The 24072-nt window shown below is 61.4% G+C and carries 18 protein-coding genes and 3 pseudogenes; 9 read left to right on the forward strand and 12 right to left on the reverse strand.

The genetic code is table 11. The annotated features are described in order from the left end of the window. Positions 1-35: 35 nt before the first annotated feature. Positions 36-1625: an ABC transporter substrate-binding protein gene (locus tag BLW24_RS04305; RefSeq protein ID WP_090377155.1), complete on the forward strand. Its 1590-nt coding sequence runs from the start codon at positions 36-38 to the stop codon at positions 1623-1625. 59 nt (positions 1626-1684) lie between these two features. Here the strand turns inward: BLW24_RS04305 and BLW24_RS04310 are convergent, their stop codons facing one another. Continuing rightward, positions 1685-2911, reverse strand: coding sequence for a M24 family metallopeptidase (locus BLW24_RS04310; RefSeq protein WP_090377159.1), 1227 nt, complete (start codon positions 2909-2911; stop codon positions 1685-1687). A gap of 168 nt (positions 2912-3079) precedes the next feature. Here BLW24_RS04310 and BLW24_RS04315 point away from each other — a divergent pair, with 168 nt between their 5' ends. The 7 genes and pseudogenes from BLW24_RS04315 (at position 3080) to BLW24_RS04345 (ending at position 11142) form a co-directional block, all read left to right on the forward strand. Further along, on the forward strand, positions 3080-3643 hold the full coding sequence (locus BLW24_RS04315) for a cupin domain-containing protein (protein WP_090377162.1): 564 nt from the start codon (positions 3080-3082) through the stop codon (positions 3641-3643). Between the two features lie 268 nt (positions 3644-3911). Beyond that, positions 3912-5483, forward strand: coding sequence for an ABC transporter substrate-binding protein (locus tag BLW24_RS04320; protein WP_420875026.1), 1572 nt, complete (start codon positions 3912-3914; stop codon positions 5481-5483). A gap of 212 nt (positions 5484-5695) precedes the next feature. Continuing rightward, positions 5696-7288 (forward strand): ABC transporter substrate-binding protein, encoded by a 1593-nt coding sequence (locus BLW24_RS04325; RefSeq protein WP_090377168.1) that lies wholly within the window; start codon positions 5696-5698, stop codon positions 7286-7288. Between the two features lie 130 nt (positions 7289-7418). Continuing rightward, positions 7419-8429: an ABC transporter permease subunit gene (locus BLW24_RS04330; protein ID WP_090377171.1), complete on the forward strand. Its 1011-nt coding sequence runs from the start codon at positions 7419-7421 to the stop codon at positions 8427-8429. Between the two features lie 10 nt (positions 8430-8439). Then, positions 8440-9342, forward strand: a complete 903-nt coding sequence (locus BLW24_RS04335; protein WP_090377173.1) for an ABC transporter permease subunit — start codon at positions 8440-8442, stop codon at positions 9340-9342. Between the two features lie 10 nt (positions 9343-9352). Continuing rightward, positions 9353-9974 (forward strand): annotated as a pseudogene (locus tag BLW24_RS04340) (ABC transporter ATP-binding protein); the annotation flags it as partial. Positions 9975-10050: 76 nt separating this feature from the next. After that, positions 10051-11142, forward strand: coding sequence for an IS630 family transposase (locus tag BLW24_RS04345; protein WP_090375546.1), 1092 nt, complete (start codon positions 10051-10053; stop codon positions 11140-11142). Positions 11143-11190: 48 nt separating this feature from the next. Here the strand turns inward: BLW24_RS04345 and BLW24_RS04350 are convergent, their stop codons facing one another. From BLW24_RS04350 to BLW24_RS04360, 3 genes are all read right to left on the reverse strand, one after another. Further along, on the reverse strand, positions 11191-13923 hold the full coding sequence (locus tag BLW24_RS04350; protein ID WP_167360320.1) for an EAL domain-containing protein: 2733 nt from the start codon (positions 13921-13923) through the stop codon (positions 11191-11193). A 51-nt stretch (positions 13924-13974) separates the two neighbouring features. Continuing rightward, on the reverse strand, positions 13975-14868 hold the full coding sequence (locus BLW24_RS04355; protein ID WP_167360321.1) for a tripartite tricarboxylate transporter substrate-binding protein: 894 nt from the start codon (positions 14866-14868) through the stop codon (positions 13975-13977). Positions 14869-15082: 214 nt separating this feature from the next. After that, positions 15083-15988, reverse strand: a complete 906-nt coding sequence (locus tag BLW24_RS04360) for a tripartite tricarboxylate transporter substrate binding protein (RefSeq protein WP_208600136.1) — start codon at positions 15986-15988, stop codon at positions 15083-15085. A gap of 192 nt (positions 15989-16180) precedes the next feature. On the opposite strand from BLW24_RS04360, the gene BLW24_RS04365 reads away from it, so the two are divergent. Continuing rightward, positions 16181-17302: a GGDEF domain-containing protein gene (locus tag BLW24_RS04365; RefSeq protein ID WP_090377182.1), complete on the forward strand. Its 1122-nt coding sequence runs from the start codon at positions 16181-16183 to the stop codon at positions 17300-17302. A gap of 33 nt (positions 17303-17335) precedes the next feature. On the opposite strand, the pseudogene BLW24_RS04370 reads toward BLW24_RS04365, so the two are convergent. The 8 genes and pseudogenes from BLW24_RS04370 to pbpC all read right to left on the reverse strand — a co-directional run. Continuing rightward, positions 17336-17566 (reverse strand): annotated as a pseudogene (locus BLW24_RS04370) (chemotaxis protein); the annotation flags it as partial. 145 nt (positions 17567-17711) lie between these two features. After that, positions 17712-18692 carry an IS5 family transposase gene (locus BLW24_RS04375; RefSeq protein ID WP_090375326.1) on the reverse strand — a complete coding sequence of 327 codons (981 nt, stop codon included), beginning with the start codon at positions 18690-18692 and terminating at the stop codon, positions 17712-17714. A gap of 40 nt (positions 18693-18732) precedes the next feature. Then, positions 18733-19266: a methyl-accepting chemotaxis protein gene (locus BLW24_RS27365; RefSeq protein WP_477742883.1), complete on the reverse strand. Its 534-nt coding sequence runs from the start codon at positions 19264-19266 to the stop codon at positions 18733-18735. 180 nt (positions 19267-19446) lie between these two features. Further along, positions 19447-20007, reverse strand: a pseudogene (locus BLW24_RS27370) (cache domain-containing protein); the annotation flags it as partial. Positions 20008-20186: 179 nt separating this feature from the next. Beyond that, the gene (locus tag BLW24_RS27375) at positions 20187-20450 is read right to left on the reverse strand and encodes a hypothetical protein (RefSeq protein WP_430736453.1); all 264 of its coding nucleotides are present in this window, start codon (positions 20448-20450) and stop codon (positions 20187-20189) included. A 131-nt stretch (positions 20451-20581) separates the two neighbouring features. Then, entirely contained in the window at positions 20582-20965 is a 384-nt protein-coding gene (locus BLW24_RS26350) for a type 1 periplasmic-binding domain-containing protein (protein WP_244161081.1), read from the reverse strand. Continuing rightward, entirely contained in the window at positions 20966-21496 is a 531-nt protein-coding gene (locus BLW24_RS26355) for a type 1 periplasmic-binding domain-containing protein (RefSeq protein WP_244161082.1), read from the reverse strand. 206 nt (positions 21497-21702) lie between these two features. Beyond that, on the reverse strand, positions 21703-24072 hold the full coding sequence (gene pbpC, locus BLW24_RS04390; RefSeq protein ID WP_090377185.1) for a peptidoglycan glycosyltransferase PbpC: 2370 nt from the start codon (positions 24070-24072) through the stop codon (positions 21703-21705).

The raw sequence follows: 24072 nt of genomic DNA on the forward strand, positions 1-24072 counted from the left end.
CTCAGGATCACAACCACAATAACCATGAGGTCACTATGCGTAAGAACGCCGTCATCCAGGCTTTACTCGCCGCTGGGCTGATCGCCAGCACGCCACTTGCCAGCGCCGCCGGCAACCTGGTGTTCTGCTCCGAAGGCAGCCCTGACGGGTTTGACCCGGGCCTGTACACCACCGGTACCGATTTCGATGCTGCAGCGGAAACCGTGTTCAACCGCCTGAGCCAGTTCGAGCGTGGCGGCACTGCAGTCATCCCCGGCCTGGCCGAGAAGTGGGACATCAGCGAAGACGGCCTGAGCTATACCTTTCACCTGCGCCCGAAGGTGAAATTCCACACCACCGAATACTTCACGCCGAGCCGCGACTTCAACGCTGATGACGTGCTGTTCACCTTCCAGCGCATGCTCGACAAGGATCACCCGTTCCGCAAAGCCTACCCGTCGGAGTTCCCCTACTTCACCGACATGGGTATGGACGCGAACATCGCCAAGATCGAAAAACTCGACGACATGACCGTCAAGTTCACCCTTAACGAAGTCGACGCCGCCTTTATCCAGAACCTGGCGATGAGCTTCGCCTCGATCCAGTCCGCCAAATACGCCGATAGCCTGCTCAAGGCCGCCGATATCAACCAAAAGCCCATCGGCACTGGCCCGTTCGTGTTCAGCCGCTACCAGAAGGACGCGGTGATCCGCTTCAAGGGCAACAAGGAATACTGGCAACCAGATGAGGTGAAAATCGACAACCTGATCTTCGCCATCAACACCGACGCCTCGGTGCGCATGCAGAAGCTCAAGGCCGGCGAATGCCAGGTCACCCTGTTCCCACGTCCGGCGGATCTGGATGCGCTGAAAAAAGACCCGAACCTGGACATGCCCGAGCAGGCCGGCTTCAACGTCGGCTATATCGCCTACAACGTCACCCACCCGCCGTTCGACAAACTCGAAGTGCGCCAGGCGCTGGACATGGCGGTGAACAAGCAGGGCATCATCGACGCGGTGTACCAGAGCGCCGGCCAGCTGGCGGTCAACGGCATGCCGCCGACCCAGTGGTCCTACAACGACAGCATCAAGGACCCCGCCTACAACCCGGAGAAGACCAAGGAACTGCTCAAGGCCGCCGGCATTAAGGAAGGCACCGAAATCACCCTGTGGGCCATGCCGGTGCAGCGCCCGTACAACCCCAACGCCAAACTGATGGCCGAGATGCTCCAGGCCGACTGGGCCAAGGTCGGCGTCAAGGCCAAGATCGTCACCTACGAGTGGGGCGAGTACCTCAAGCGCTCCAAGGCCGGCGAACACGACGCCATGCTGATCGGCTGGAGCGGCGACAACGGTGACCCGGACAACTGGCTGGGCACTCTGTACGGCTGCGACGCAGTGGACGGCAACAACTTCTCCAAGTGGTGCTTCGAGGACTACGACAAGCTGATCAAGGCCGCCAAGCGCACCACCGACGTGGCCGAGCGCACCGAGCTGTACAAGCAGGCTCAGGTGATTCTCAAGCGTGAAGTGCCGATCACCCCGATCGCTCACTCCACGGTCTATCAACCAATGAGCAAAACGGTTGAGGACTTCCGCATCAGCCCGTTCGCGCTGAACTCGTTCTACGGCGTCGGCGTCAAGTAACCACCTCGGCAATAAAAACGGCGGCCAATGGCCGCCGTTTTTATTTACTGCAACAGCACTTATCCCAGACCGAACGGATCATCCAGCGAATGGCTCGGCGCAGTGAACCAGCGCGGCCCATCGGCACTCATGTAGAAGTGATCCTCCAGACGCACGCCGAACTCGCCCGGCACGCAAATCATCGGCTCATTGCTGAAGCACATGCCCTCGGCCAACGGCGTCAGATCGCCGCGTACCAGATACGGCCCCTCATGGATATCCAGGCCGATACCGTGGCCAGTGCGATGCGGCAGCCCCGGCAATTTGTAGTCAGGCCCCAGGCCCGCCGCTTCCAGGGTGCGCCGCGCCGCTGCATCCACCGCCTGGCAGGGCTGACCGAGCTGCGCGGCCTCGAATGCCGCAAGCTGCGCGGCTTTCTCAATATTCCAGAAGTCGCGCTGACGCTGGCTGGGCTCGCCGAAGACATAGCTGCGGGTGATGTCCGACAGATAGCCATGCACCTGGCAACCGGTGTCGATCAGCACCATGTCGCCCTGCTTGAGGGTCTGCGCGTGTTTGACCCCATGGGGAAAGGCACTGGCCGGGCCAAATAGCACGATGCAGAACGTCGAACCTGCGGCGCCGACAGCGCGATGCGCCTGCTGGATAAACTCGGCGACCGCCGTGGTGCTGATACCTTCATGCAGCATACTGGCGACGGCTTTATGCACCTCGAGAGTCATATCCTTGGCACGCTGCATCAGGGCCAGCTCCGCCGCTGATTTGCGCTGCCGGCAGTAAGCGCTGACCACCGCTCCATCGACAAACTCGTAGCCTCTGGCCAGGCGGCGTATGCCGTCGACCATAAAGAACGCCAGCGTCGGACAGAGGCCGATTTTCACTGGCTGCTCTGGATCGGCCGTGATACCCATCCGCTGCAGGGTGTCGAGCAGCAACTGATAGGGGCTTTCGTGCTCCTGCCAAGTATTAATGTCGCCAGCAAGCACCTGAAAATCGCGAATCGTCCCGACTTCGAACGCCGGGGCCAGATATTCCAGCGGCCCATCAGCGGGAAGGATGGCCCCCACCATGCGCTCACTGGGATGCCAGCGCACACCAGTGAAATACTGCAGATTGCTGCCTGCGTTGATAAACATCGCGGCAATACCTTCGGCCTGCATCCGCGCCTGGGCACGACTCACTCGTGCCTGGTATTCACCAAGCGCGATGGGTTGCGCGCCATCCATCATGTTGTGCAGCCCGGCAAGCGCCTGTTGCGGCGTACAACCTCCGACACCGAGGGTCATCTCGCGCTCCTTTGTATGGATTGTGATTTGGCTGCGCGAAATTTAAGTCCAGCTTAAATAGAGCGCAACGATTATTTTAGTAACACTTAAATTCCAAAGCATTGTCCGACGACTTTTCTGCACGATGCCAAACGGTATACTGGCGCTCTTTCAGCATGAGCCAGGGTTATGACCGCAGATCGCATCGGAGAACGTTTGCGCCGCTATCGGCGGGCCGCGAAGAAGACCCTGAATGAAGTCGCGAGCGAGTCGGGGCTTACCGCCAGCTTCCTCTCCCAGGCCGAGCGCAACCTGACCGGCATCTCGATTTCCTCATTGGCCAGCATCGCCAAGTCACTCGATATTCCGCTCAATGTGCTGTTCGACCAACCGCCTCAACCCGAGCCCGACTCCCACCAGGGCGAGCGGGTGCGCTACACCATCGAAGGCCAGCCCCTGGCCTATGAACGGCTGTCCAGCAGCTTTCCAGGCAACCAGTTGAACGCGGTGAAAATGAGCATGCCTGTCGGCTATCAATCCGAACTGATCGCCCATGAAGGTGCCGAATTTGCCTACGTGTTGTCCGGCAAGATTCTCTACACCATCGACGGCCGCCAATACCCATTGAGCGCCGGCGACTCGGTGCACTTCGATGCCGGCAAAGCCCACCGCCTGGCCAATGTCGGCAGCGACGTAGCGGAAATGCTGGCCATCACCACCCTGAGCCTGTTCGACGACCACAGCACGCCCTGACCCCGCACACTGCTACTGCTCTAGCACAATGTCGCGACAACCGATGTTAGTGGCGCTTAATTTTTGTTGACCTCAATTTCAGCATGACTTAATTTCGAGCGCGACAGGTTGCTGAGCGATTTCGCTCCACCGCAGCTCTGGGCCGGCCTCTTCACCCAACAGGCCGGAACGCAGCGGTGCTGATCACAGCCCACGAGGCTGGCCCTCAATGACGCCCAAAAAAAGAATAAATGAGGTATTCATGCGCACTCACACGTCCATCCAGGCCATGCTCGTTGCCGGACTGCTTCTCGGCTCGACATACGCATCCGCCAGCAACCTCGTGTACTGCTCCGAAGGCAGTCCCGGCGGTTTCGATCCCGGCCAATACACCACTGGTACCGACTTCGACGCCGCCTCGGAAACCCTGTTCAACGGCCTAGCCCAGTTCGAGCGCGGCAGCACCCTGGCCGTACCGGCCCTGGCTACCGAGTGGCAGGCCAGTGAAGACGGTCTCAGTTACACCTTCAAGTTGCGGCCTGGGGTGAAATTCCACAGCACCGAGTACTTCACCCCCAGCCGCACCTTCAATGCTGATGACGTGGTGTTCACCTTCCAGCGCATGCTCGACAAGGATCATCCGTTCCGTAAGGCCTACCCGACCGAGTTCCCGTACTTCACCGACATGGGCCTGGACAAGAACATCGCCAAGGTGGAGAAGGTCGACGACCTCAGCGTGCGCTTCACCCTGAACAATGTGGACGCGGCCTTTATCCAGAACCTGGCGATGAACTTCGCCGCCATCCACTCCGCCGAATACGCAGACCAGTTGCTCAAGGCCGGCAAAGCCGCCGACATCAACCAGAAGCCAATCGGCACCGGCCCCTTTGTCTTCAACCGCTACCAGAAAGATGCGCAGATTCGCTTCAAGGGCAACAAGGACTACTGGCTGCCGGAAGATGTGCAGATCGACAACCTGATCTTCGCCATCAACACCGACGCCTCGGTGCGCGCGCAGAAGCTCAAGGCCGGCGAATGCCAGATCACCCTGAACCCGCGCCCGGCGGATCTCGCCGCACTGCAGAAAGACCCTAACCTGCAGGTGCCCAGCCAGCCTGGCTTCAACCTGGGTTACATCGCCTACAACGTGACCCGCGCGCCATTCGACAAAGTCGAAGTGCGTCAGGCGCTGGACATGGCCATCGATAAACCGGCGATCATCAGCGCGGTCTACCAGGGTGCCGGGCAACTGGCGGTCAACGCCATGCCGCCGACCCAGTGGTCCTATGACGAAAGCATCAATGCCATCCCGCAAGACATCGAAAAAGCCAAGGCCCTGCTCAAGCAGGCTGGCGTGGCCGAAGGCACCAAGATCACCCTGTGGGCCATGCCCGTACAGCGCCCGTATAACCCCAACGCCAAACTGATGGCCGAAATGCTCCAGGCCGACTGGGCAAAGGTCGGCATCCAGGCAGAGATCGTCAGCTACGAGTGGGGCGAGTACATCAAGCGCGCCCATGCCGGCGAGCACGACGCCATGCTGATCGGCTGGACCGGCGACAACGGTGACCCGGACAACTGGCTGGGCACCCTGTATGGCTGCGATTCGGTCAATGGCAACAACTTCTCCAAATGGTGCGATGCTGGCTACGACAAGATCGTCAAGCAGGCCAAGGCCGTTACCGATCGCGCCGCCCGCAGCGAGCTGTATCAGCAGGCGCAACAGATCATCCAGCAACAACTGCCGATCTCCCCGATCGCGCACTCAACGGTCTACCAGCCCATGCGCAACAGCGTAAAAGGCTTCGAGATCAGCCCCTTTGGGCGCAACAGCTTCTACGGCGTCAGCAACACACGCTGAGAGCGGCATCAACGGCGGGCCTGAGCGCCCGCCGAACACCTAATAAAAACGACTGTATTCCTCCTCCGGCAACCACCGGCTGAGTGTTTCTTAGCTGCCAAAACGTTAGCAAGAGTGCGCTTCCCAAGCGTTGCCGAGGCTGTTTCGCCCCGCCAACAGATAGTCCGCAAAGCACTCCTTGCCTGATAAAAAGCCGTTACAGGAGCCAACAGATGACATTCGCCCTTCGCGCCAGCATTGTTTTGAGCCTCGCCTTCGCCTGCGCGGCCGTCCAGGCAAAACCATTGGTGGTGTGCACCGAGGCAGCGCCGGAAGGCTTCGATATCGTGCAATACACCACGGCGGTAACCGCCGATGCGACATCTGAAGCGCTGTTTGATCGCCTGGTGCGCTTCAAGCCCGGCACCACCGAAATCGAACCGGCCCTGGCCGAGCGCTGGGACATCAGCCCGGACGGACTGAGCTACACCTTTCACCTGCGCAAGGGGGTGAAATTCCACAGCACGCCCTGGTTTACCCCCAGCCGCGAGATGAACGCCAATGATGTGCTGTGGAGCATCCAGCGCCAGCATGATCCCAAGCACCCTTGGCATGCTCAGGCCAACCGCGGTTTTCCGTATTTCGAGGCCATGGAGTTCGGCAAGCTGATAGCCCGCATCGAGAAACTCGACGAGCACAGCGTGCGCTTTGTACTCAATCAACCGCAGGCGCCCTTCCTCGCCGATCTGGCCATGGGTTTTACCTCGATCTATTCCGCCGAGTATGCCGAGCAGCTGCTCAAAGCCGGCAAGCAGGAACTGCTCAACAGCCAACCGGTCGGTACCGGGCCATTCGTGCTGCAGCGCTACGCCAAGGATGCTCAAGTGCGCTACACCAGCCATCCGGACTACTGGGATGGCGAACCGGCTTCGGAAAAGCTGCTGTTTGCCATTACCACCGATCCCAATGTGCGCATCCAGAAGCTGCGCTCCGGAGCCTGCAACATTGCCCTGTATCCACGCCCCTTCGATATTCCGGCGCTCAAGGCCGACGATAATCTGAAGGTGCTGGAGCTTGATTCGCTGTTGACCGCCTACGTAGCCCTCAACGTGCGCCACAAACCATTGGACGATGTGCGCGTGCGCCAGGCGATCAACCTAGCCTTCGACAAGCAGGCCTACCTCGGCGCGCAATTCGGCGCCGAGGGGGCCAGCCCGGCCATCGCACCCTATCCGTCGACACTGCTTGGCTATGACAATCAGCTTGAGGACTGGCCCCATGATCCTCAGCGCGCCCGTCAGCTGCTCGCAGAGGCTGGCCACGCGGATGGCATCAGCCTGTCAATCTGGACCCGCCCAGGCGGCGGCCCCACCAACCCCAACCCATCACTCGGCGCACAGATGCTGCAAGCCGACCTGGCAGCGGTCGGCATCAAAACCGACATCCGCGTGATGGAGTGGGGCGAGCTGATCAAACGGGCGAAAAATGGCGAGCATGACCTGGTGTTTATGGGCTGGGCCGGCGACAACGGCGACCCGGACAACTTCCTCACGCCCAACCTGTCCTGCGCCGCCGCGCAGAGCGGCGAGAACCAGGCAGGCTGGTGTGATGCCGAGTTCGACCGACTGATCATCCAAGCCAGGGAAACCACCGAGCCGCAGCAGCGCGCTGCGCTCTACCGCCAGGCACTGGCGATTTTCCACCAACAAGCACCGTGGATTCCCCAGGCCCACCCCAAGCAATTCAGCGCGGTCAGCCGTGATGTCGAGGGTTTTACCCTCAGCCCCATGGGCTCGAATAATTACGCCAAGGTAAAGCGGCACTGATTCTGCAAGCAGCACTCAAAACAGGGTTACTGCCGCGCACCAGCCGCGCGCCAGTAGCAGATCGACACAATATGCCAGCGGCCCACGTAGCCGTTGGCGCGAATGAACTGATGCGGAGTAACAAAACCCCATGTTTGCTTTTATCGCACGCCGCCTGGGATTGCTGATTCCCACCTTCTTCGGCGTTACCTTGCTGACCTTCGCGCTGATCCGCATGATCCCCGGCGACCCGGTGGAAGTGATGATGGGCGAACGCCGCGTCGACCCGGAAATGCACGCCCAGGCCATGGAACGCCTCGGGTTGAACAAGCCGCTGTATGCGCAGTATTTCGACTATATCGGCCAGCTGGCCCAGGGCGACCTGGGTGAGTCGCTGCGCACCCGCACCAGCGTCTGGGATGAATTCACCACGCTGTTTCCCGCCACCCTGGAATTGTCCCTCGCCGCCTTGCTGTTCTCCGGCACCCTGGGGCTGATCGCTGGGGTGATTGCTGCACTGAAACGGGGCTCACTGTTCGACCATGGGGTGATGGGCATTTCGCTGGCCGGCTACTCCATGCCGATTTTCTGGTGGGGCCTGCTGCTGATCATGTTCTTCTCAGTGTGGCTGGGATGGACGCCGGTGTCCGGGCGTATCGATCTGCTCTACGACATCCCGCCAGTCACCGGTTTTATGCTGATCGACACCCTGCTCAGCGACGAAGAGGGTGCATTTGTCGATGCCCTGCGCCATCTGATCCTGCCGGCCATCGTGCTCGGCACCATTCCACTGGCGGTCATCGCACGGATGACTCGCTCAGCGATGCTCGAAGTACTGCGCGAGGACTATGTGCGCACTGCACGCGCCAAGGGCCTGTCACCGGCCCGCGTGGTGTTCGTGCATGGCCTGCGCAACGCACTGATCCCGGTACTCACGGTGTTCGGCCTGCAGGTCGGTACGCTGCTGGCAGGTGCGGTACTGACCGAAACCATCTTCTCCTGGCCGGGCATAGGCAAATGGCTGATCGAGTCGATTGGCGCGCGTGACTACCCGGTGGTGCAGAACGGCATTTTGCTGATCGCCTGCCTGGTGATTCTGGTCAACTTCGTGGTGGACATCCTCTACGGCCTGGCCAACCCACGCATCCGCCATCAGCGCTAAGGAGAGCCCAATGACCACGCAAGCCACACTCGACCAATCGCTGTTCTACCCCTCACCACTCAAGGAATTCTGGCAAGCCTTCGCCCACAACAAGGGCGCAGTCGCCGGGCTGGCGTTTATGGTCCTGCTGGTGATCTGCGCGCTGTTTGCGCCGTGGATCGCCCCGCACGACCCCAGCGAGCAATACCGCGAGTTTCTGCTCACCCCACCGGCCTGGCTGGAAGGTGGCCAGCTGCAGTTTCTGCTGGGCACCGATGAAGTGGGCCGCGACCTGCTGTCGCGGCTGATCCATGGCGCGCGGCTGTCGCTGCTGATCGGCCTGGCCTCGGTACTGATGTCGTTGATCCCCGGCATTCTTCTCGGGCTGGTTGCCGGGTTCTTCCCGCGCCTGCTTGGCCCGTCGATCATGCGCCTGATGGACATCATGCTGACCCTGCCCTCGCTGCTGCTGGCAGTGGCCATCCTCGCCATCCTCGGCCCTGGGCTGATCAACACCATCTTCGCCATCGCCATCGTCTCACTGCCTTCCTACGTGCGCCTGACCCGCGCCGCAGTGATGGGCGAGCTGAATCGTGACTACGTCACTGCCGCACGCCTGGCCGGCGCCAGCCTACCACGGCTGATGTTTATCACCGTGCTGCCCAACTGCATGGCGCCACTGATCGTGCAGGCCACCCTGAGCTTCTCCTCGGCGATTCTCGATGCCGCTGCCCTGGGCTTTCTCGGCCTCGGCGTACAACCGCCGACGCCTGAGTGGGGCACCATGCTGGCCTCGGCGCGCGACTATATCGAGCGCGCTTGGTGGGTGGTCAGCCTGCCGGGCCTGACCATTCTGCTCAGCGTGCTGGCGATCAATCTGATGGGCGACGGGCTGCGCGATGCACTCGACCCGAAACTCAAGAATGCGCAGTGAGGAACCCCGCATGAGCCTGTTGGATATCAAAAACCTCAGCGTGCGCTTCGGCGACGCCACTGCAATCCCGGTGGTCGACGGCCTCGACCTGTGCGTGGAAAAGGGTGAAGTGCTGGCGATTGTCGGCGAGTCCGGTTCCGGCAAATCGGTGACCATGATGGCGCTGATGGGTCTGATCGACGCCCCCCTGCATCGTCACCGCCGACAGCCTGCAGTTTGACGGCACCGACATGCTGCGCCTCAAGGGCCGCCAGCGTCGGCATATCGTCGGCAAAGACCTGTCGATGGTCTTTCAGGACCCGATGACCGCACTCAACCCCAGCTTTACCGTGGGCTTCCAGATTGAGGAAGTGCTGCGCCAGCATCTCAATCTCAAAGGCCAGGCCGCCCGCCAACGCGCGCTGCAGCTGCTCGACCGGGTAGAGATCCCTGCCGCCGCCAGCCGCCTGAATGCCTATCCGCACCAGCTGTCTGGCGGCATGAGCCAACGGGTGGCGATTGCCATGGCAATTGCCGCCGAGCCCAAACTGCTGATCGCTGACGAACCGACTACGGCGCTGGATGTGACCATTCAGGCGCAGATCATGGATCTGCTGGTCAACCTGCAACGCGAAGAGGACATGGGCCTAGTGAACTGTCTGTAAAATTCGTTAATCCAATGCCGGGCCAGTATACTGCGCGCTCTATCGTCATGAATTGAGCTCCCATATGGCCCGGCCAGCAGCCCCATTCTTCTTGAGTCCCAGTGATGCCGACATGCTGCAAGGCTGGTTACGCATGGGATCGCTGCCTCAGAGCATCGGCCAGCGGGCCAGAATTCTGTTGCTGCTGGCCAACGGTCTCACGCCCAAGGAGATCAGCGAGCAGCTGCAAGTCTCTGCGCCAGTGGTCTTCAAATGGCGTAAACGCTACCAGGAGACCGGTCTGGAGGGGCTGAGTGACCTGCGGCGCAGTGGAGCGCCTCGCAAGCTCAACGAAGCGAAGATCAAGGAAATCCTGACGCTGACGACCCAGCGAGTACCGCGCGAAGCTACCCACTGGAGCCTACGGTTGATGGCCAAGTACGCTGGGGTCAGCATCTGGCAGGTCGCACAGGTGTGGGCTGCTGCCGACCTCAAGCCGCACCGGTTGAAAACCTTCAAGATCAGTAACGACCCGCACTTTGCAGACAAAGTGGTCGATGTCGTCGGGCTCTATTTGAATCCGCCCGACAACGCCCTGGTGCTATCTGTTGACGAAAAAACACAGATCCAGGCGCTGGACCGCACACAGCCCATGCTGCCGCTCAAGCCCGGGCAGATTGAGCGGCGGACGCATGACTATAAGCGCCACGGTACGGCCAGTCTGTACGCAGCCTTTGACATCCTGACGGGTAAGGTCATCGGCCGTATCACCCAGCGGCACAGGGCCAAGGAGTTTTTGGAGTTCCTTCGACAGATCGACCGCAGCACTCCCGCCGAGCTGGACCTGCATGTAATTCTGGACAACAGCTCGACTCACAAGACCGCTGCCGTCAGGGAATGGCTGGAGAAGCATCCCCGTTTCAAGCTGCACTTCACACCGACCAGCGCCTCGTGGCTGAACGCCGTGGAGGGCTGGTTTGCGCAACTGGAAAGACGGGCGCTTTATCGTGATGCCTTCAGCAGCGTGGCTGACCTGAGAGCGGCGATACGTCGCTTCATTGAGGCTCATAACGAACATTCGGCTAAGCCGTTCCGCTGGAGCAAAACGGCTGAGTCGATTATCAGCTCCGTGCATCGAGCAAAGCTGGCTGTAATTCGGAATGAGTTATTGGATTAACCAGACAGGCCACTAGGTGTTGCGCAATGGGCGGCCGCTTCCAGTCGCCTAGCTAGCGTTGACCGGCTGCCCTGCAAACAACTGTTCCAGCGGCACTGGACGACCGAAGTAGTAACCCTGAAAGCGCGTGCAGCCAAAGCTGCTCAGGCGCTCGGACTGCTCCAGGGTTTCCACCCCTTCGGCAATCACATCCAGTTTCAGCGCATGGGCCAGCGAGACGATGGTGCGGGCAATATCCGCATCCAGTGGGTCACTCAACAGGTCGCAGACAAACGAACGGTCGATCTTCAGCTGATCCAGCGGCAGGGTCTTGAGGTAGGACAGCGACGAGTAGCCGGTACCGAAGTCGTCCAGGGAAAAGCGCACGCCGTGAGCCTTGAGTCGGGCCATTTTGGCGATCACCGCCGCGCGACCATCGAGCAGCATGCTCTCGGTAATTTCCAGCTTTAGCCGGCTCGAGTCGCAGCCGCTGCGCTGCACGATATGCAACACCTGCTCGACAAAATCAGCCTGCTGCAGCTGTTTGGTACTGACATTCACCGACAGACTGAGGTGCCGGGTTTGCGCCCGTCGCCCCCACTGCGCCAGCGTCGCGCAGGCAGTTTCCAGCACCCATTCGCCCAACGGCAGAATCAGACCGCTGCCCTCGGCCACCGGAATGATTTCCCCCGCCGCCAACAGGCCGCGCTCCGGGTGTTGCCAACGCAGCAGCACTTCCGCGCCCTGCAACCCCTCACGCTGATCGATCTGCGCCTGGTAATAGAGCACAAACTCGCTTTTCAGCAGCCCCTGGCGCAGGTCACTTTCCAGGCTGGCGCGCTGCACCACCCGCAGCTGCATCTGCGGTTCAAAGAAACAGCAGGTGTTACGCCCCTGCGCCTTGGCCTGGTACATGGCCAGGTCAGCCTGTTTCAGCAGGTCATCCAAGGGTTCGCCAGTGCCGTTGAACATGGCGATGCCGATGCTCAGGGTGCTGAAATGCTCGATCTCGCCCATGCGGAACGGCTGCCGCAAGGCCAGCAGAATCTTGCTGGCAATCGCCTCGGCCTGCTGCGCCGCATGCACCGGCTCCTGCCCGAGGTTTTCCAGCAGGATGACAAACTCATCACCGCCGATGCGCGCCACACTGTCGCTTTGCCGCACGCAGCTGGTCAGGCGCTCGGCGACCTGCTGCAACAGCTGGTCGCCAATATCGTGGCCACGGGCATCGTTCAGCGTCTTGAAGTCGTCTAGGTCGATAAACAGCACCGCCCCGCGCTGCTCGCTGTCCTGGCTGGCCAGCAAGGCGTACTCCAGGCGCTCGCGTTGCAAACGGCGGTTGGGTAGATGGGTCAGCGGATCGTAATAGGCCAACTGTTCGATGCCCTGCTCGGCGGCTTTGCGTTGGGTGGTATCGGTCAGGGTGATCACGTAGTTGATCAGCTGCCCATCGGCGCCGCAGCGCACCGCTGCAATGCTCGCCCACTGCGGGTATTCCTGGCCATTCTTGCGCCGTCCGGGCATCTCCCCCTGCCAGGCGCCGTCATGCGCCAACGCGGCGAGCATGGCATCACGCACGATGTCGAAACTGCCCTGCGCCAGCATGTAATCCAGGGTGCTGCCGACCACCTCACGTTCGCTGTAGCCAGTCATGCGGGTGAACGCCGGGTTGGCGCGCAGCACCACATGCTCGGCATCGGTGACCACCATGCCTTCGGCCGATTCGAACACCGTGGCAGCGACGTGCAGGTCTTCGACCATGTGCTGCATCGCCACACCAACGCGGTTGTATTCATAGATGCCGGTCGGTTGAAAGCGCACCCCCCGGCCGCCGGCCTGGGTGGCTTCGATAAAGCCGAGCAACTGGTTGATCGCCCGATCATGGCTAATGCGCAGCAGCCAGGCGGCCGCCAGCAGCAGCAGTAGAAAACCGCCACTGAGGATTAGAAATGATTGCAGGTAGCTGTCGTAGATCGAAGCAAAGCGACTGTCGGAAACCCCCAGCACCAGCCAGAACGGCTCTTCGACACCCGCCAGGCTGATAGGAAACCGCTGCACATAAAGCCCCTGGCCATCGCGCGCCAGATCATCCAGGGCTTTATCACCAGTGAGCCCAAGCTCGCTGTCGCCCTGCCAGACCAACGGCTGCTGGGCGTGCCCGAGCACTAGCAGATCGAGCTTGGTGCTGGCACTCAGCTCGCGAATAAACGTGCGGTTCTGCCCCAGGGCCAGGCCGACGAACAGATAGCCGCGCAGCTGCACGGTGGCCGGATCGAAGATCGCCGTGGCCTTGATCAAGGCGCTCTGCTCCCCGGCCTGCACCAGTGTCCAGCCGTGGGCGTAATGAATCGGCGAGCGCAACGACGCCACCAAAGGTTTGATGTCATGCAGCGGCAGGCCGGCATCCATCACCAGCTTGCCGGTCGGATCAAGCAGGAAGAACACCTCCAGGCGCGCATCAATATTGGCGTCCTGAAACATAAAGGCCACTTCTGCGGCGATTTTCTCAACCGGCATAACCTGCTCGGACAAGGCGCTGACGGTACGCCGCGCCGAAGCGCTGTGCAGATACACCTCAAGCAGCTGCAGGCGGTTATTGATCAGGCCGACGGTGGTGCGCTGGTATTGCGCCAGGCTATTGCGGATTTCACTCTGCAGGTTGGCCTCGGCCGTGCGCAGCGCGTAAACCATCACCACCGTGATCGCCACCATGCCGAGCATGCCAAACAGCAAGGCAATCCGCGTCGAGAACTTCAGCTCCCAACGTGCCGCTTTCGGCATGTGATTCTTGCGACTACTCATCTGCATCCGCGCCTCAGGGTCACAACACAGTCAGCTAATCCCTGTCGGTGCCTACTGCAATCCGATGTCATCAATCAGTGTTCGGTCCTCTTGCATCTGCCTAACCAGCATAGGTTTGATCTCATCGCCGCGCATAAACAGCACCGGCTGGCGAATGCGTTGCTCGGTGACTTCAATAAAACGCGGAGCCTTGGCCGCGACCGCCAGGGCATCGGCCAGTATCTCAACCTGCTCGGCCGGGGTATTGGCCGGCACCATAACGATGCGCATGGTATGCAGGCCCAGGTCGTAACCCAGCTCGCGTAGGGTCGGCGCATCGGGGTAGTCCAGCAGGCGGGTATCGGCCAGGCTGGCCAGTACCCGCATTTCGCCAGACTCGGTGTAACCCGGATGGGTGCCGCCGCTGTAGGCAAACACGGCATCGCCGGAAAGCACCAACGGTGCCATCCCAGCACCGCCCGAGGTCGGCACAGTGCGTAACTCCAGCCCTTCGCGCTTGGCCAGGGCGCGGATAATCAGACGATCTTCCGCGGCCTGGCTGACATAGATCTGCCCCGGCGTGGCGCGCAGATAGGCCAGCAGCCCAGGCCAATCCTGGATGCCACGCTTAGAACCGGTGACAAAAGCCGGCTGCTCCAGCGAAAGCCCTGCCACGTAGGTAAAACTGTCCGGATCATAAGAGGCTGGCGACAGCAGCGGCGCAATGCTGACCACCGACGAGCCGCCGAACTGGAACACATAGCCCTGCTCAATACTGCTGGCCAGCATCGACGCAGAGGCCGCGCCGCCGGCACCGGGAATGTTGCTGACCGTGATCTTCTGCCCCAACTGCTCTTCCAGCACGGTGGCCAGCACCCGCCCCTGCAAATCGGTGCTGCCACCTGCGGCATAACCGGTGATCATGGTCAGCGGCAGCTCCGGAAGCTTGCCGCCTGAACCTGCCACGGCAACAACCCCAGGCAGCCGCTCAACAACAAAAAACGCAGGAATGCCATGGTTCACCTCGTGCACTGATCAACAACCACCCGCTCAGCCAGGAACACGCCCAGCACCTTTTTGGCGCACCCCGCAGACCTTACATCGGCCAGCAACCCGCAGGCCCGTTGGTGCACGATCAATACGCCAGGCGATGCAACTTGCGCGCCCATCAGCCAGGCTTTTACTGAGCACCAACCTCCTCGATCAATTGCCGATAAGCCTGCACCTGTTGACTCAGCATGGCCTTGACCTCGCCGCCCGGCATAAAGCGAATAGGCTGGCGGATGCGTGTTTCGGTCACCTCGATAAAGCGCGGGTCACGTACCGCCGCCGCCAGAGCATTGAACAGGATGCTCACCTGTTCCGCCGGCGTGTCGGCCGGCACGGTGACAATTCGCACCGCATGCAAGGCCAGGTCATAGCCCAGTTCGCGCAGGGTTGGTGCATCGGGATAGCCCAGCAGACGCTCTTCGGCCAGGCTGGCCAGCACCCGCATCTGTCCCGATTCGGTATAGCCGGTATGAGTGCCCCCGCTATAGGCAAAGAACACCTCGCCGGAAATCACCAGCGGGGCCATGCCCGCGCCGCCAGAGGTGGGCACAATGCGCAGCTGTAACCCCTCGCGTTTGGCAATGGCGCGGGTCAGCAAGCGGTCCTCGGCAGTTTGCGTGACATACACCTGGCCAGGGTTATCGCGCAGGTGCTGGAGCAGGCTCGGCCAATCGGTAAAACCGCTCTGTCCGCCCGTGACATAGGCTGATTGATCCAGTGACAGGCCGGCTACATAGGTAAAGCTATCGAGATCGTAGGAGGTCGGCGCGAGCAATGGGGAAAAGCTGATGGTCGAAGAAATACCGTACTGGAAGACATAACCCTGCTCGGCGCTACTGGCCAGCATGGCTGCCGCCACCGCCCCGCCAGCACCAGGCAGGTTGTTCACCCTGACCGGCTGCCCCAATTGCTCCGCCAGCACGTCGGCCAGCACCCGCCCCTGGATATCGGTGCTGCCACCAGCGGCATAGCCAATGATCATGGTCAGCGGCCGCTCAGGGAAGGTCGATGCCTGGCTGTTCAAAGCCAAAAACATACACAACACCGCCCAACAACTGCGTCTATTCATCACCACCACCTCCACACCTGGCAATACCGCACGAAGGTCGCAAAAGCTGTAACCCCGTTCTATGGTTTTAGCCCACAGGGGCGCGATAGCAATCTGACAGCTTTTTCAAAAGCAAAAGGGTTATGCTGCGATCAAGCCGTTATTTTGTGATCGCAGACCATGACTGAAGCCCAAGTCCCCCGCCAGCCAGACGCCTTCGTCCTCTGGCGCGAAGCGCAGGACACACGCATCCGTTCGCCACTTGGCGGTATTTATTACCTGCTGGCGTGGCTGCTGACCTGGATGTTCAGCGATGCCCCAGGCGCACTGGTGCTGCCGGGCGTCGTCGGCATCGCTCTGTTTGCCCTGCTGCTGGCCTTGCGCGTGCTACATCGCCTGCCTCAGGAGCAGAGCAACGAAGCACTCAGTCGCTGGCTTAACCTGCACTGGAGCCTGATTCTGATCACCGCGCTGGGTTGGGGGCTGGCCCACGCCCTGGCGCAGCACAATCCGCTGTTCAGCAGCTCGGTGAGCATCGCCACCCTCAGCACCATTGCCTTCAGTACCGCACTGGTCTTCAACTTCGCCATGCGCAAGAAGCGTGCAATGCTCGCTCTGCTGCTGATTTATCTGCCGGGGCTGCTGACCCTGGCACTGACATGGCGCGAGCAGTACGCCATCCTGATCACCTTGAGTTTCTATTTGAGCTACCTGCTGCTGGTGCTGAACCGCAGCCACCGCGAGTACCACAACACCCTGGCCCTGGAACTGCAGCTACTTGACCAGCAGGAACGCCTCGAACACCTCAGCCGCACCGACAGCCTGACCCAGCTGGGTAACCGCTATCAGTTCAACAGCCTGTTCCCGGTGATGGTGGCCAACGCCCAGCGGCAGAGCCAGCCGTTGTCACTGGTACTGCTGGATATCGACTTCTTCAAGCGGATCAACGACGAGTACGGGCATGCCTGCGGTGATAGCTGCCTGAGTGACTTTGCCGAACGCATGCGCCAGAACTTCCGCCGCGACAGCGACGCGCTGCTACGCCTGGGCGGTGAAGAGTTCGGCGTCCTGATGCCCAACACTCCGCTGGAACAGGCACGCCTGCTGGCCGAGCAGTTTCGTCTGGAGCTGGAACGTGAAGGATTCAATGTACCCGGAGCGATTCTGCCGCTGACCGCGAGCCTTGGGGTGGGGTGTTATGACATGCGCCGCGACAACAGCGCTGAAGGCTTTTTCAAGCGCGTCGATGATGCGCTGTATCAGGCCAAGGCCGCCGGACGTAACCGCCTGGAGCTGGCCTGAATGCGGCGGCACGGACGTGCCGCCGGCATAGACTTACAAACGGAAGCTACCCATCTGCTTGGCCAGATCATCGGCCAGGCCGCGCAGGGTCTGGCAGTCCTCTTTACACACCTGCACCTCACCGGCGGTGGCATGGGCCAAGTCGGCGATACCCTGCACGTTGCGGTTGATCTCTTCGGTCACCGATGACTGCTCCTCAGTGGCGGTGGCCACTTGGGTATTCATGTCACTGATGCGTTCAATCTGCTCGGTAATCGCGCTAAGGATCCTCTGAAGTAGCCATGCATTTCTGGCTGACGTCAGCCTCTGCTGATTTCGAAAGTGATAAATCGATCAAAAACGATCAGATTACCGGCTCATTTCTGTGTTTTTAGCCGCCGCGAGCACCTCGCGGCAGCCATTTCCAGCATTACGGGCGCACCTCTCCTGCATTCGTCAGTAAATGTCGGCGCGCCATCCACAGATTTGACAGCGCGAATAAAGTCACCAGTTGCGCCGTGTTTTTGACCAGGCCACGGAAGCGCGTCTTCACATAACCGAACTGACGCTTGATCACCCGAAACGGATGCTCGACCTTGGCTCGCACTTGGGCCTTGGCCTTCTCGATTTTGCGCTTGGCTTTGTACAGCGCGCTGCGCTTACCGAGTTTCTTGTAAGTGCTACGCCGTGCTGCAACCTGCCAGATCACTTGACGGCCCTCATGCTCGGGGCGCTTCTCGACACCGGTATATCCGGCATCGGCCCCCACCATGTTTTCCTCGCCGTGCAGCAGCTTATCGACCTGGGTGACATCCGCCACGTTGGCGGCAGTACCCACCACGCTGTGCACCAAGCCAGACTCGTCATCCACCCCGATGTGCGCCTTCATGCCGAAGTAATACTGATTGCCTTTCTTGGTTGAGTGCATCTCAGGGTCACGCTTACCGTTCTTGTTCTTGGTTGAACTCGGCGCGTTGATCAGCGTGGCATCGACGATGGTGCCTTGGCGCAGCGACAAACCACGGTCACCCAGGTAGCCATTGATCACGGCCAGGATGCCGGCAGCCAGTTCGTGTTTTTCCAGCAAGCGGCGGAAGTTGAGGATGGTGGTTTCGTCAGGAATGCGCTCCAGAGTCAGCCCGGCAAACTGGCGTAGGATGGTGGTCTCGTACAGCGCCTCTTCCATCGCCGGATCGCTGTAACCGAACCAGTTTTGCATCAGATGCACTCGCAGCATCGCCATCAGCGGATAGGACGGTCGGCCGCCTTCACCCTTTGGATAATGCGGCTCGATCAAAGCGATCAACCCTTTCCATGGCACTACCCGATCCATCTCGATCAGGAACAATTCTTTGCGGGTCTGCTTGCGCTTGCCGGCGTACTCGGCGTCGGCGAAGGTCATCTGCTTCATCGGAAAACTCGGCGGGTGGAGTGCGGATATTTTGCCAAAATCAGGAAGTCTTTTTCAGACCATCCCTAAGCGATTGCCCCGGCCGCTGACTCGCTTCGACGCCAGTGCCCGTGGCACGCTGGCCGGCATGCATGGAACTCACGGCCGTTTCCGCGCCCTGCTTAAGGCGCTGAATCATCTGCTGGATTTCATCGGTCGAGCTTTGCGTGCGGCTGGCCAGGGTGCGCACTTCGTCGGCTACCACGGCAAAACCACGGCCCATTTCACCGGTGCGTGCCGCTTCGATGGCGGCGTTGAGTGCCAACAGGTTGGTCTGCTCGGAGATTCCGCGGATCACCGCCAGCACCTGATCAATCGAGGCCACCTGCTCGGCCAGCTCGCTGACCGCCGCCGCACCGCCGATATCGGCGGACATACTCTCGATATGGCTGATCGACTGGCCAACCACCTTGCGCGCCTGCTGCGCTTCATCACGCGCCGACGGCGAGGCATGTGCAGCACTGCTGGCATTCCGGGCGATTTCCTGCACGGTCAGGCCCATCTCGTGCACCGCAGTGGCGACCATATCGGTCATTTCCTGTTGCTGACTGGAGCGCCCGGCGGTGTTGTCGACCACCTGCGCCACCTGACTGACCGACGCGCGCAAACGCTCACTGGTAGCCAGCACATCGCTGATCAGGCTGCGCTGACCACCGATAAAGCGGTTGAAGCCCCGGGCCAGATCGCCCAGTTCATCCTCGCGGGACTCATCCAGACGACGGGTCAGATCGCCGCCGCCACCGCCAATCTCCACCAGTGCAGCGGTCACCTGACGAATCGGCCGGACCAAACCACGCGCCAGTAGCACCACCAAACCGAGGAACAGCAAGGCCACGCCTACCCCGATAGCGCTGGTCATCAGCAGCGCCTGGCGAGCCTCGGCATAGATTTCCGCTTCCGGCACCTCGCTGACCAACAGCCAGTCCAGACTGGAGAGCTTCTGCGCCACGGCCAGATAGGTTTCACCATCACGCTCGAAGCGTACCGCCTTGCCACCGCTGCCCAACAGCTCGTCAGCCGGCGCCTTGCCAAACAGTTCGGCGAGGTGGCCACTGCCGCTCAGGTCAGCCTGTGGGTGCACCCTGACCTCGCCCTGGGCATCAATCAGAAAAACCTGACCGCGCTCACCAAAACGAAAGTCGCGGATCATTTCCGACATGGCCTTGAGGCTGAAACCCAATCCGGAAACGCCGAGGGTTTTGCCACCCTGCTTGATCCGCTGGTTGATAAACAGGGTCGGCAGGCGCGTGCCCTTGTCGATGTCGATTTCCAGCACCTGGTCGCGGCTGCTGTCGACCGGTTTTTAGAACCACTGGTTTTCCGGCTGATCACCCGAGCCAGGCCCGCACCGGTGAAATAGTTGCCGCTGTCCAGCACGGCAATCGAAGTGGTCAGGGCGTTCTGCTGCTCGCGCACGCCCTCCAGGTAACGTGCCACGGCATCGCGCTGGCCTTCCTACTCGCCGGCCGCCAGCCAGTCCTGGATAAAGGCGTTGCCGGCAATCCCGGCATTGGCGGTGATTGGCGCGGTCAGCACCCGCTCCAGATCGTTACGAATCGCCAGCACCCGCGCCGGCAAGGCCTCTTCGACCAGAAAGCGCTCGGTCAGGCGATTGACCACTGTGGAGTAGACGCCTACCACGATCAGAATGCTGGCGAGCAGGGCGGCGCCCATGCTGAGAATTAGCTGCCACTGGATGCTGCGTTTCCACAAGCCCATGGAGGTTACCTTCTAGTTATTATTTGAAAACATAGGCTGAATACAATTTTGTATACAAACTCAATTATCCGGCGACGTATAACCGCTATCGGCTGCGCCGGCTGCTGACTTTAACCAGCGCCGAGAACAACTCAGCCCACCTGCCGCCAAAGCCGCAGATAAGCATCTTCATGGCTGAAGTCCAGTTCTATGCTGAGGTCGTCCGACTCCTGCAGCACCTGCGGGGTGATCAGCAGAGGCGGTGTGACAAACAGGCTCGGCGGCTGGCCGGCAAAGGCTCGGTTCAGTTCATCCACCAGCTGCCAACCTTGCATGCCCAGCGGCTCGGCGACGGTGGCGACCTGCTGGGACAACCCCGAGTGGATGCGCCCCAGCGCCTTGGCCGAGCCATCGCCAGCGGAAATATTGCGAATGTCCTTACGCCCGAGGGCATTGAGCGGCACATTGATATGGTCGAAATACACATCGTTGATTGCCAGGGTATGGCTCCACTCAGCACCGAAGCGGCGCTGCAACTAGCGCACACGCTCATCCATGCCCTTGCCGGCACTGGCAATCGGCAGGTCTTCGACGCTCAGCACCTTGCACTGCGCGCACGCTTCCAGACGTTGCACCATGCGTTGGGTCTTGGCGGTGGCAATGGCGAACTGGCTGTCGGTGAACAGCACCACACCGATCTGGCCGTCACGCATGGCGTACTCTGCAGCCAGGTCGGCCACCTGCAGGGGGTCGCTGGTGATATTGCTGAACAGCTTGTCTGTAGGCCCCGGCCGATCCCCGGCGTGCCAACCGACCAAGGCGATCTCGCGGTCTTGAAAGGCTTGATGCAACTCCCCCAGGTAACCCGGCTCGAATCCACCGAGCACTACGCCATCGGGGTTACGCTCAAGCACCTCAGCGGCCAGCCGCTTGATCTCCACCACATCGCCACGGCCATCCACCGCATGCACCCGCCAACCCAGCAACTTGGCCGCGCGCTCAAAGCGGCGGAATACGCCGACGACCCCACCGTTGCGGAAGTCCGCCGCAATAAAGCTCACCTGCATGCCGCTGCGTGCGGGCGGCGCCTGTGTCGGCCCGGCCCACTCACTCGCAATAAGCAGTGCACTGAACAACAGCCCACTAAGGCAGATAGCGGCTGCGTATCTATATCTCGCCATCGCATATCCCTGCGCGACCGGTCGGCAGACGACTGTGCCAACCTTCACCTAACAGCGTAGTCACTCATGGCCAGGACACCCTGCCGCGCGTTTCAGTCCGACAGGCTGAACTCAACACGCGCGGTCTGCCCGCTTTCGTCCAGCACACTGAGCTGATACTGCCCGTTGCGCGCGAAGGCGTGATTGAAAAGCGCATCGGCGCTGGTTTCGGCAATCGGCTGACCGTCGACAAACCACCAGCGCCGGCCGCTGCCGCCCAGTGCAGACAGACGCAAGCGCAGCGCTTCGCTACTGCCGGCCGGGCGACGCAGATGATCCCCCTCACGCACGCCGACAATCGACAGCGGTGCAACGACTGGCGCATGCCGCGGCGGGCACTGCGGATCAGCCGCCGGCAAGCGCGCACTGCGACGTTCGCGGCGCGGCAACCAGGGTTCCAGCGGCGCAGGCCACAAGGCCAGGCTTTGTGCCGTCGCCCCCGGGCAACTGGCATCCACGCGCAGCCCAGCGGCATTCACCCAGATGCTCTCCTGCAGCCCCAAACCCAGAGGCTGATCCTGCGCCGGCAAGGTCGGTGGCGTGGTGCCGTCAAGGGTCCAGGCAAAGCGCTGGCGCCGGCAATTGGGGTCACGATTGTCCAGCGGTTGACCCTGCGGCCAGCAGATCGCCGCCACGCCGACCGAGGCCGGCTGCGGGTCAATCGGCAGGGCAATACCGCGCTGACTGTCGCGGTTGACTAGCAGATCATGCACCTGCAGCAGCAGTGGCGCCGCCGAGGCTAGACCAAACTGCCCAGACACCGGGGTGCCATCAGGGCGACCGATCCAGATGCCAATCAGATAACGCGGCGCCACACCAATCGCCCAGGCATCACGAAAGCCATAGCTGGTGCCGGTCTTCCAGGCCAGGCTCGGGCGCTGCACCAACTGCGCACGCGGGTCACGGTCCGGACGCGCCTGACCGCTGAGAATGCGCCGCACGATCCATGCCGAGCCTACCGACAGCAAGCGCCGCTCATGCAAGCCATCCTGCGGCTGAAAGCGCAGCCGTGCGGCCATGCCGCCGCGGGCAAAGGCACTGTAACCGCTGACCAGTTCCTCCAGCCGGCTGCCGGCCCCGCCGAGAATCAGCGCCAGGTTGGGTTCGGCCAGCGGCGGCAGCAGCAAGGGCACCCCGGCGCTGCGCAGCTCTCCGGCAAAGCGCTTTGGCCCATAGGCTTCCAGCAGTTGCACGGCAGGCAGATTGAGTGAGGTGGCCAGCGCCTCGCTGGCCGACACCGCGCCGCTAAAGCCGGCGGCAAAGTTGCCTGGGCGGTAATCGCCATAGCGCCGTGGCACATCCTGCAACAGCGATTCGGAATGGATCAGTCCTTCATCCAGCGCCATCCCGTAGAGAAAGGGTTTCAGCGTCGAACCGGGCGAGCGCACGGCGTTGATCATGTCGACATGACCAAAGCGTTTGGCATCGCCGATATCCACCGATCCCAGGTAGGCACGCACCGCCATGCTTGGCTGCTCGACCACCAGAATCGCCGCCGAGGTGCGCTCCGGCAGCCGTGCACGCCAACCCAGCAGCAGGTCTTCCAGGCGGCGCTGCAAGGCGGCATCGATAGTGGTGCGAATCAGCGGCGGACTGCTGCGGGTGTTCAACCGCCGCGCCAGCAGCGGCGCCAGGCGTGGTTCCTGACGCGGCGCCAGCAGCACTGGTTCCTCCAGCGCATCATTGATCGCCGATTGCGGCCACACCTGGAAACTGGCCAGACGCTTGAGCACTTTGTCGCGCGCGGCCTGGGCCCGCCCGGGATGGCGATCCGGACGCAAACGGCTGGGCGCCTGCGGCAGCACCGCGAGCAGCGCGGCTTCGGCGCGGGTTAGCTGACTCGGTGCTTTACCCAGATAAGCCCAACTGGCGGCCGCCACCCCCTGCAGCGTGCCGCCAAACGGCGCGCGGTTGAGGTAAAGGGTGAGGACTTCATCCTTGGACAGGTGCCACTCCAGCTGCAGCGTGCGCCACAGTTGCTTGAGCTTGCCGCTGTAACTGCGCGCATGCGGATCGAGCAGGCGCGCTACCTGCATCGACAGCGTGCTGCCGCCCGAGAGCACGCGCCCGCCACTGAGGTTCTGCCAGGCCGCGCGGCCCAGCGCCAGCGGGTTGACCCCAGGGTGCTGATAAAACCAGCGATCCTCATAGGTCAGCAGCGCTTCCAGGTAATAGGGTGACACCTCACTGGGGGTGACCGGATAACGCCACACGCCGTCATGGTCAGCAAAACGCCACAGCGGCGCACCGTCCTCGGCCAGCACCACGCGGGCCAGATCATCGCCTGGCAAAGGCAGTGGAAAAAGCCGGTCGGCCACTAGCAGAATCAGCAGCAGGCACAGCGCAATAGCCAGCCAGGGACGGCGCAAACACCTCAGCACGACCGCGCGCGCTGCTATCAACCGACCCTGCCCAGAACGCAT

This window comes from Pseudomonas anguilliseptica (assembly GCF_900105355.1).
GTDB classification, from domain to species: Bacteria; Pseudomonadota; Gammaproteobacteria; order Pseudomonadales; family Pseudomonadaceae; genus Aquipseudomonas; species Aquipseudomonas anguilliseptica.

Bases quoted from the DNA above. Each gene is read 5' to 3' on its own strand.
- BLW24_RS04305 (WP_090377155.1), top strand. From the start codon at position 36: ATGCGTAAGAACGCCGTCATCCAGGCTTTACTCGCCGCTGGGCTGATC.
- BLW24_RS04310 (WP_090377159.1), bottom strand. From the start codon at position 2,911: ATGACCCTCGGTGTCGGAGGTTGTACGCCGCAACAGGCGCTTGCCGGG.
- BLW24_RS04315 (WP_090377162.1), top strand. From the start codon at position 3,080: ATGACCGCAGATCGCATCGGAGAACGTTTGCGCCGCTATCGGCGGGCC.
- BLW24_RS04320 (WP_420875026.1), top strand. From the start codon at position 3,912: ATGCTCGTTGCCGGACTGCTTCTCGGCTCGACATACGCATCCGCCAGC.
- BLW24_RS04325 (WP_090377168.1), top strand. From the start codon at position 5,696: ATGACATTCGCCCTTCGCGCCAGCATTGTTTTGAGCCTCGCCTTCGCC.
- BLW24_RS04330 (WP_090377171.1), top strand. From the start codon at position 7,419: ATGTTTGCTTTTATCGCACGCCGCCTGGGATTGCTGATTCCCACCTTC.
- BLW24_RS04335 (WP_090377173.1), top strand. From the start codon at position 8,440: ATGACCACGCAAGCCACACTCGACCAATCGCTGTTCTACCCCTCACCA.
- BLW24_RS04345 (WP_090375546.1), top strand. From the start codon at position 10,051: ATGGCCCGGCCAGCAGCCCCATTCTTCTTGAGTCCCAGTGATGCCGAC.
- BLW24_RS04350 (WP_167360320.1), bottom strand. From the start codon at position 13,923: ATGAGTAGTCGCAAGAATCACATGCCGAAAGCGGCACGTTGGGAGCTG.
- BLW24_RS04360 (WP_208600136.1), bottom strand. From the start codon at position 15,988: ATGTTTTTGGCTTTGAACAGCCAGGCATCGACCTTCCCTGAGCGGCCG.
- BLW24_RS04365 (WP_090377182.1), top strand. From the start codon at position 16,181: ATGACTGAAGCCCAAGTCCCCCGCCAGCCAGACGCCTTCGTCCTCTGG.
- BLW24_RS04375 (WP_090375326.1), bottom strand. From the start codon at position 18,692: ATGAAGCAGATGACCTTCGCCGACGCCGAGTACGCCGGCAAGCGCAAG.
- BLW24_RS27365 (WP_477742883.1), bottom strand. From the start codon at position 19,266: ATGACCGATATGGTCGCCACTGCGGTGCACGAGATGGGCCTGACCGTG.
- BLW24_RS27375 (WP_430736453.1), bottom strand. From the start codon at position 20,450: ATGGGCTTGTGGAAACGCAGCATCCAGTGGCAGCTAATTCTCAGCATG.
- BLW24_RS26355 (WP_244161082.1), bottom strand. From the start codon at position 21,496: ATGCAGGTGAGCTTTATTGCGGCGGACTTCCGCAACGGTGGGGTCGTC.
- pbpC (WP_090377185.1), bottom strand. From the start codon at position 24,072: ATGCGTTCTGGGCAGGGTCGGTTGATAGCAGCGCGCGCGGTCGTGCTG.